A 1,024-nucleotide genomic window follows, 5' to 3' on the forward strand; every position below is an offset into this window, starting at 1 on the left:
CACCCCCCCCCCCCCGCCCCCCCCCGCGGGGTGTCCCCCCCCCCCCCCCCCCACGAACGGAATCAGGATTTGGGCGTCGCCGGAATAGTCTCGACGGGGGCCGTTACGGGCACCGCCGGGGGCGGCACCGGCGAGGGCTTGCCTTCATAGGTCGCCAGCCGCCGTAGCGCGTCGGCGCGGACGTTCGCCCAGAAAAGGGTGATGTCGTAGACGTGGTAATTATTGCCCGGCAGGACATAGCCCGCGACGACGTAATTCTTCGCCGCGTCGGCGTCGCCGATCAGCAGGAAGCCGCGGTCGGCGTCGCACTGGGCGCCGACCTTGCCCGCGATCAGCGTTCCCGCCTTGAAGCCCGCGCTCGGCTTCAGCGTGCCGATATTGGCGTCGGGACCGGCGGCGGTGTCGGGAATGCCGGTGAGCGGATTGGTGCAGAGCATCCGCGTCCCCGCGCGCGGGCGGCCGTCGAAGCCGATCGTGCCGTCATAGGCGCCGGTGACCATCGAGGTGTCGGCGGGCTCGGCAAAGGTCGCCCAGCTCAGGATGCAGCCCTTCTGTTCGGGCGTCTGACAGGCGGGAAGGCCGAGCGCCTCCATGTCGGTGTCGAGGCTGATCGGCCAGCCGATCACATAGGCCGCGACGATCCGTTTCGCGAGCGGGGTGCCTGCGATCCGGTTCTTGATCAGCATCTCGATATGCAGCGCGCCCTGGCTGTGCCCCGCGAGGATGATCGGCTTGTTCTTCGGGACCGCGGCGACGAAGGCGTCGAACGCCTGCTCGACGTCGCGATAGGCGGCGTCGATCGCCTTGCCCGCGGTGACGCGATCCTCGGCCAGGAAGGCGCCGAGGGTCGCCTGGCGGTAGCGCGGCGCCCAGACTTCACCTGCGTCGCCGAAGGCGCTCGCCATGCCCTGCATGAACAATTTGGCGCGGTAATTGGCGTCGGCATCGTCGAGCGGGGCGTTCCAGCTCGCCTTGCTGTAATAGCTCGTCGGGTGGACGAAGAAGACCGCGGCGTCGCCCTTGG

1 protein-coding gene is annotated in these 1,024 nt (G+C 69.2%); it reads right to left on the reverse strand.

Annotation, left to right across the window (positions count from 1 at the left end):
* Positions 1–62: 62 nt before the first annotated feature.
* Positions 63–1,024, reverse strand: a 962-nt coding sequence (locus tag OJI97_RS09895) for a DUF3089 domain-containing protein (protein WP_297663078.1), incomplete at its 5' end; no start/stop codon positions are given.

It is taken from the genome of Sphingopyxis sp., from assembly GCF_025869345.1.
Lineage (GTDB): Bacteria > Pseudomonadota > Alphaproteobacteria > Sphingomonadales > Sphingomonadaceae > Sphingopyxis.